Here is a 6,463-nt window from a genome sequence, read left to right on the forward strand (position 1 = left end):
GCGCTCCGCGCCCGTGAGTCTTTCTGGCCCACAAGGGGGCCAGAAAGACTCACGGGCGGCGGAGCCGCCTACCGCAGGGTGACCTGGCGGCCGCGGAGTCCGTCGCGGGCGCGGCGCTCGTCGGAGTTCAGCGGGGCGTCGACGGCGAGGGCCTGCGCGAGGCGGTCGCCGAGGTCCGCGGTGGCGGCCGCCCATTCCTGGGCGTGCTTCTCCGGGTCGAGGTCGAAGACCGGCACCAGCAGGCCGTGGGTGCGGAACGACCCGGCGTACCGGGAACCCTCACCGAGGTGCAGGCCGCCCGCGGCGTGCACCCGGGCCAGGGCCAGCATCAGCTGATCCTCGTCCTCGGGGCGAACCCACCGCAAGTGCGCCTTCTCCCCCGCGTCCACCCACCAGGCGGCGACGACGCCGTCCGCCTCCAACCGCGCCGACGGCATGATCACCGAATTGGCCTGCTCGACGGTGGCCGCGACCTCCGGCGCCGGGGTGACACCCGCCGGGATCCACCAGTTGAAGTCCTGGTGCACGGTGACGTCCAACGCGGCAGCGGGGTCGATCACATCGGCCAACCGCGGCCCGTCGGCCTGCGGGTTCGCCGCGGTCAGCGACTCCCCCGGCGTCGCCGTCTGCGCCCAGTGGGCCGCGGCACCGAGGTCCGCCGCCAGGTCCGGGGACTGCGACTGCACCTGCAACCCGACGAAGCCGACGCCGGCGGTGCCGGCCGCTGAAGCGGCCTGCTCCTCGTCGCGCACCAACGCGGCGACCGCACCCGGCAGCACCGTCGCGACGACGACCGAACGCTCCCCCGACCGCACCGGCAGCGGCGCCGTCGCCGACGGGACGAACTCGCGCAGCGCGATCAGGTCGCACTCGGCGGCGAGCCCCTCGAACGGCCGCGGCACCGCCGTCGACGCGGCCGCCTCCTGCTCGGCTCGCCGCTCGGCGAGCTTGGCGGCGCGGTTGCTGCCCGGCTTCGGACCACTGTTTCGTTTGCTCTTACCCACGTCGGGAAACCTACACGCACCCGCCGCATCGCTCCGGCTGCTCAGCCGTCGAGCCACCCCTTGGTGCGGCCGGGATGGTTCGTCGCGATCCACCCGACGCCGAGATCGCGGCACAGTTCGACGTCGTCCCGCTCGTCCACCGTCCAGCAGTAGGTGGCCCGGCCCGCGGCGGCGGCCCGGTCGACGAGGTCGGGATGCTCGCGCAGCGTCCGGATCGACGGGCCGACCGCGGTCGCGCCGACGGTGGTCGCCGCACCACCCCCGAGATACCGGGACGCCTCCCCGAGCAGCACCGTCGGCAGCAGCGGCGCGGCCCGGCGGATCCGCCACACCGCGGCCGCCGAGAACGACATGATCACCGCCCGCGAATGATCGGCGGACACCGGGGCTGACAGGCCGAACCGGGACAGCTCGGCGAGCACCTTGCTCTCGACCAGCCCGCCGTAACGCACCGGATGCTTGGTCTCGATGAAAAGCTTGGTCGGGGCCGGGTGGTCGAGGACCAGGGTGATCAGTTCGGCGAGGGTCAACACCGGTTCCCCGTTGCCGCCGAAGTCCAGGGCGGACAGGTGGCGCAGGGTCATCTCGCTGACCCTGCCGGACCCGGAGGAGGTTCGGTCGACGGTGCGATCGTGCACGCACACCAGGTGACCGTCCCGGGTCAACCGGACGTCGCATTCGAGCCCGTCGGCGCCCTGGTCGAGCGCGAGTTCGTATGCGGCGAGGGTGTGCTCGGGCAGCGCCGCGGAGGCACCGCGGTGCGCGACGACGAGGGGGCCCCGGCGATCCGGGCTCATGTCGTCACCAGCCACCGGACGGCGGAGCGGGGTCGGCCCGCGAGGTCGAGTCGGTCGACGTGCCGCGTCACGATCAGGGTGAGCGTCGCGACCGCGGCAGCCACCAGGTTCACCAGCACCGCCAGCAGCACCCCGTTGGCCCGGCCCTGCAGGGAATCGTGTGAGCGCCAGGCGAACGCGACGATCAGCAACGCCCCACCGAGCGCCCAGGTCGCCCACCAGATCCGGACCAGCGCCCGCAGTCGGGAGTCGGGTCCGGCCAGTTCGGTGAGGAACACCCCGGGCCAGACCAGGTTCGCCACCGGAATCAGGCAGCCCGCCGCGATCGAGGTCGGCGACCGCGGATCGGTGCGGCCCGCCGCCCGCCACGCGTCCCGGCGGGCGCCGAGCAGCCAGGCGACCGAAGCGGCCGCGGCCGCGAAGGCCACCAACGGCGCCATCACCCCGGCCGTGAAGACCAGGCCGTCGGAGACGACGAGCATCGTCGGGGAGATCAGCGTGGTCCGGTTGCGCAACAGCAGGACGTAGCGGAACAGTTCGGCGGCCGCGCCGAACACGAACAGCAGGGCGGTCGCGGTGAGCAGGGTCGGCGCCAGCTCCGCGAGCCGTTCGGTGCGGGTCGCCTGCTCCTCGGCCGTGGCCGGTGGCTGATCCGTCAGACCCCACCGGGGCGGCTGCGGGTAGGACGGTGTCCGGTCCGGACCTGCGGTGTGGTTCGGCGGGGTGCGGGGCGCCGTCGCCGGTGAGCGGGCGATCCAACGGAAGTTCCGGCGGGACGCGGGCTCCGGGTGCCCGGTCAGCGTCGGGGAAAGCAGCACCCCGCGGCACCCCGGACACCATTGGGCAGGCGCGCCGACGACGGGCCAGCGTGCGGCGCAGCGGACACAGACCTGGACGGCGCTCATCTAGTAGATCTTCGCCGACCTGTCGTCGTCCGCGACGAGCGGTCGACCGGCCTGCTGCCAGGCCACCATGCCGCCGGTGACGCCGACCGCGTCGAAGCCGCACTCATTGAGGTAGGTGACGACGGTGATCGAGCGGCCGCCGGACCGGCACACCACGTACACCTCGGCGTCGATGTCGATCTCGTCCCGCCGAGCGGGCACGTCGGACATCGGGATGTGCAGGGCGTCGGGCGCGTGGCCGTCGGCCCATTCGGTGTCCTCGCGGATATCGAGCAGCACCGCCGCGGCGTACGGAGGCACGGGCACCTCCGTGACGGGGACCGAGGGAACGTCACCAAAGCTCACGATTCGATAGTGTCACGTTCCCGCCCCGCCCGGCAGCCGAGCCTGGTGGATTGCTCCACAGGAGCGGATTCCACAGGCTGGGGATGGCCGCTACCCGGTTGCCCACGACAAATCCGGCCCCGACGTCCGGGTTCGCGCCGAAACTCACAGGTTGTCCACCGAGTTGTCCACAGTTTCCACAGCCCTGTTCACAGGTCGTGCACACCCCGTCGGACGGCGCGGCGGGCCGGGCGATGGTGCACAGTGGATACCCATGGAACTGAGAATCTTCACCGAACCACAGCAGGGCGCGACCTACGATCAGCTGCTCCGCGTCGCGCAGGCCGCCGAGCGGGCCGGCTACGGCGCGTTCTTCCGTTCCGATCACTACCTCGCGATGAACACCACCGGACTGCCCGGCCCCACCGACGCCTGGATCACCCTCGCCGGCATCGCCCGCGAAACGTCCACGATCCGCCTCGGCACCCTGGTCACCTCCGCCACGTTCCGGCACCCGGGGCCGCTCGCGATCTCCGTTGCCCAGGTCGACGCGATGAGCGGCGGTCGCATCGACCTCGGGATCGGCGCGGGCTGGTACGAGGAGGAGCACCTTGCATACGGCATCCCGTTCCCGTCGCTGAAGGAGCGGTTCGACCGCCTTGAGGACACCCTCGAGGTGATCACCGGCCTGTGGAAGACGCCGATCGGCGAGACGTTCTCCTACGACGGCGCGCACCACCGCGTCGCCGACTCGCCCGCCCTCCCGAAGCCGCATCAGCACCCGGGACCGCCGATCCTGATCGGGGGCAACGGCCGAACCCGCACGCCCGCGCTCACCGCACGGTTCGCCGACGAGTTCAACCTGCCGTTCGGGTCGCTCGAGGCGACCGCCACCCAGTTCGAGCGGGTCCGGGCGGCCTGCCGCGCGATCGACCGGGATCCCGCCGACCTGGTCTACTCCAACGCGCTGGTGCTGTGCTGCGGCCGGAACGACGGCGAGGTCGCGGGGCGTGCCGCCGCGATCGGCCGCGAGGTCGATGAGTTGCGAACGAACGGTCTCGCCGGGTCACCCGCGGAGCTGGTCGACAAGATCGGCCGCTACGGCGAGCAGGGGTCGAGCCGGATCTACCTGCAGACCCTCGACCTCGACGACCTCGACCACCTGGACCTGGTGGCAAGCGAGGTCATGCCGCAGCTGGGCTGACCCCCTCAGGGATGGCGCGGGGCAGCACCAAACAGCAGGTCAGGCGTCCAGCCCGATCGGGCAGCTGACGCCCGTCGCGTGCACCGGGCAGTAGCCGCCGGGGTTTTTCGCGAGGTACTGCTGGTGGTAGTCCTCGGCGTAGTAGAACGCGGCGAGGGGAGCGATTTCGGTGGTGATCTCGCCGTATCCGGCGGCGGCGAGCCGCTTCCCGTATGCGGCGGCGGTGGCGGTGGCCGTCGCCGCCTGCTCCGCGTCGACGGTGTAGATCGCCGACCGGTACTGGGTGCCCTGATCGTTGCCCTGACGCATCCCCTGCGTGGGGTCGTGGTTCTCCCAGAACAGCTGGAGCACCGCCGCATAGGTGATCACCGCCGGATCGAAGACGACCAACACCACCTCGGTGTGCCCGGTGCGGCCGGAGCACACCTCCTCGTAGGTCGGGTTGGGGGTGAAGCCGCCCGCGTACCCGGCCGCGGTGCTGTACACGCCGCCGGCCTGCCAGAACTCCTTCTCGGCACCCCAGAAGCACCCCATCCCGACGACCGCGGTCTGCAACCCGTCCGGGAACGGCGGCGTCAGGCGGTGGCCGTTCACGTGGTGGGCGGCGGGCACCGGCAGCGGGTCGGGCCGCCCCGGCAAGGCCTGATCGGGGGTGACCAGGACGGACTTCGCGGTGGACTGCCGGAGGATGTCGTCGAACCAGGACATGATCCGATGCTACGCGCGCTCCGCCACCTCGGATCCGTCGCGGACGGCCCCGGATCCGGGGCGGGCAGCACCCCCCGGGTCGGCCTTCGGCGCCCCGACCCGCGCCGCCACCGACCCGATCCAGCGGCCGGCAGGCACCTCCACCGCCCGGTACAGCAGCTCCGAGGCGACCGCCGTCGCGGCGAGGAACACCACGACCGCACCCGTCTTGCCGACGAGCCCGACGGTCCAGTCGTATGCCCGGTACAGGATGAGGGTGTGCAGCAGATAGATGGCGTAGCTGCGGGTTCCGGTCCAGCGGACGACCGACCAACGGGCGATCGGGCCGTCGTACCGCGCCAGCGCCAGCACCGCGCTCGCGACGACCACGATCGTCCACAGGTATCGGTCACCGGCCCAGTAGGCGCGGATGTCGGTGGCCAGCAGCACGACCTCCACCTGCGCGAGCGCGGCGACCGCGAGCCACCGCCAACTCGCCATCCGGGTCCATGCCATGTAGATGACCTGGCCGACGAACACCGCGGGCAGGGTCGCGGCCACCTTGGTGAGCATCGGGACGGAGTACGGCTGCGGAATGTACTGGTTGTAGATCAGCACAGCGCAGCACAGCGCGGCGCCGAGGATCGGCACGGCGGCCGGGGCCCGGCGCAGCAGCGGACGGGTCGCGACGCTGTACACGTAGAAGGTGATCTGCACGACCAGCGTCCACGTCACCCCGAGCACCGCGACCTCGGGCTTGAGGAAGAACCCGCCGAGCACGAAGCTGAGCGCGGCCTGCCCGGTGGTGATGCCGTCGTGACCGCTGAACATGCCGTTGATCCCGACCTTGACCAGCAGCACCGCCAACGCGACCGCCACCCACAGCGCGGGCAGCAGCCGCCCGACCCGGTTGACGAGGAAGCGGCCCGGATGGTTACCGGACACGGACGCGGTCAGCAGCAGCCCGGTGAGCACCATGAACACCGCGACGCCGAGGAACGACAGGTGCTGGTGCAGCCTCAGGCCCTTGACGAACACCTCGTAGACGGTGTCGATCATCCACCAGCCGGTGCCGAGGTCGTCGATCAGGTAGTACGAGATGTGCGAGTAGAGGACCGCCAGCACCGCAAGCGTCCGCAGTAGGTTCGCGCCGCCGAAGTGGGGCCGCCGCGCCGCGGCGGTGCCGACACCGCGCACCGGGGGTGGGACGGTCGGCTCGGGCACCACTCGATCTTAATGTTCCGTTCACCACCGGGACGAATTGACGGGGCCCCACCCTGCGCAGACACGACGCCGACGCCGCCCGGGAAGCGCCGGAAGGCGCCGGGCGCGTGACGCCAAATATTGCGGACGGTGTACCAATGAGTTTGGGTTAGAGCCCGAGCAAGGATCGAATAGGTACACGCCGGGCGTCACCCGCGCCCGTAAGGAAGGGACCGAAGTGTCTGTCTACACGCTGCCTGAACTGCCCTACGACTACGCCGCCCTCGAGCCGCACATCTCCGGCAAGATCATGGAGCTGCACCACGACAAGCACCACGC

7 protein-coding genes and 1 pseudogene are annotated in these 6,463 nt (G+C 71.3%); 2 read left to right on the forward strand and 6 right to left on the reverse strand.

Annotation, left to right across the window (positions count from 1 at the left end; all coding sequences use genetic code 11):
- Positions 1–68: 68 nt before the first annotated feature.
- From ACWF62_RS07805 to ACWF62_RS07820, 4 genes are read right to left on the reverse strand one after another with little or no spacing between them, the layout of a single operon-like run.
- Complete coding sequence (locus ACWF62_RS07805; RefSeq protein ID WP_452629788.1) at positions 69–1,004, reverse strand: DUF5926 family protein; 936 nt, start codon at positions 1,002–1,004, stop codon at positions 69–71.
- A gap of 41 nt (positions 1,005–1,045) precedes the next feature.
- The gene (locus tag ACWF62_RS07810; protein WP_378508555.1) at positions 1,046–1,801 is read right to left on the reverse strand and encodes a glycerophosphodiester phosphodiesterase; all 756 of its coding nucleotides are present in this window, start codon (positions 1,799–1,801) and stop codon (positions 1,046–1,048) included.
- Entirely contained in the window at positions 1,798–2,706 is a 909-nt protein-coding gene (locus ACWF62_RS07815) for a DUF4328 domain-containing protein (protein WP_452629789.1), read from the reverse strand. Before ACWF62_RS07815 ends, ACWF62_RS07810 begins: the two co-directional genes overlap by 4 nt.
- Complete coding sequence (locus tag ACWF62_RS07820; RefSeq protein ID WP_378508557.1) at positions 2,707–3,051, reverse strand: rhodanese-like domain-containing protein; 345 nt, start codon at positions 3,049–3,051, stop codon at positions 2,707–2,709.
- A gap of 253 nt (positions 3,052–3,304) precedes the next feature.
- Here ACWF62_RS07820 and ACWF62_RS07825 point away from each other — a divergent pair, with 253 nt between their 5' ends.
- The gene (locus ACWF62_RS07825; protein WP_452629790.1) at positions 3,305–4,234 is read left to right on the forward strand and encodes an LLM class F420-dependent oxidoreductase; all 930 of its coding nucleotides are present in this window, start codon (positions 3,305–3,307) and stop codon (positions 4,232–4,234) included.
- 39 nt (positions 4,235–4,273) lie between these two features.
- Here ACWF62_RS07825 and msrA read toward each other — a convergent pair whose 3' ends face one another.
- Positions 4,274–4,942 (reverse strand): peptide-methionine (S)-S-oxide reductase MsrA, encoded by a 669-nt coding sequence (gene msrA, locus ACWF62_RS07830; protein WP_378508559.1) that lies wholly within the window; start codon positions 4,940–4,942, stop codon positions 4,274–4,276.
- 9 nt (positions 4,943–4,951) lie between these two features.
- Positions 4,952–6,118 (reverse strand): acyltransferase family protein, encoded by a 1,167-nt coding sequence (locus tag ACWF62_RS07835; RefSeq protein ID WP_378508595.1) that lies wholly within the window; start codon positions 6,116–6,118, stop codon positions 4,952–4,954.
- 244 nt (positions 6,119–6,362) lie between these two features.
- On the opposite strand from ACWF62_RS07835, the pseudogene ACWF62_RS07840 reads away from it, so the two are divergent.
- Positions 6,363–6,463, forward strand: a pseudogene (locus tag ACWF62_RS07840) (superoxide dismutase); the annotation flags it as partial.

The organism is Rhodococcus sp. NPDC054953 (assembly GCF_053609225.1).

Coding starts and splice junctions, on each gene's coding strand:
- msrA (WP_378508559.1), bottom strand. CDS start 4,942: ATGTCCTGGTTCGACGACATCCTCCGGCAGTCCACCGCGAAGTCCGTC.
- ACWF62_RS07810 (WP_378508555.1), bottom strand. CDS start 1,801: ATGAGCCCGGATCGCCGGGGCCCCCTCGTCGTCGCGCACCGCGGTGCC.
- ACWF62_RS07815 (WP_452629789.1), bottom strand. CDS start 2,706: ATGAGCGCCGTCCAGGTCTGTGTCCGCTGCGCCGCACGCTGGCCCGTC.
- ACWF62_RS07825 (WP_452629790.1), top strand. CDS start 3,305: ATGGAACTGAGAATCTTCACCGAACCACAGCAGGGCGCGACCTACGAT.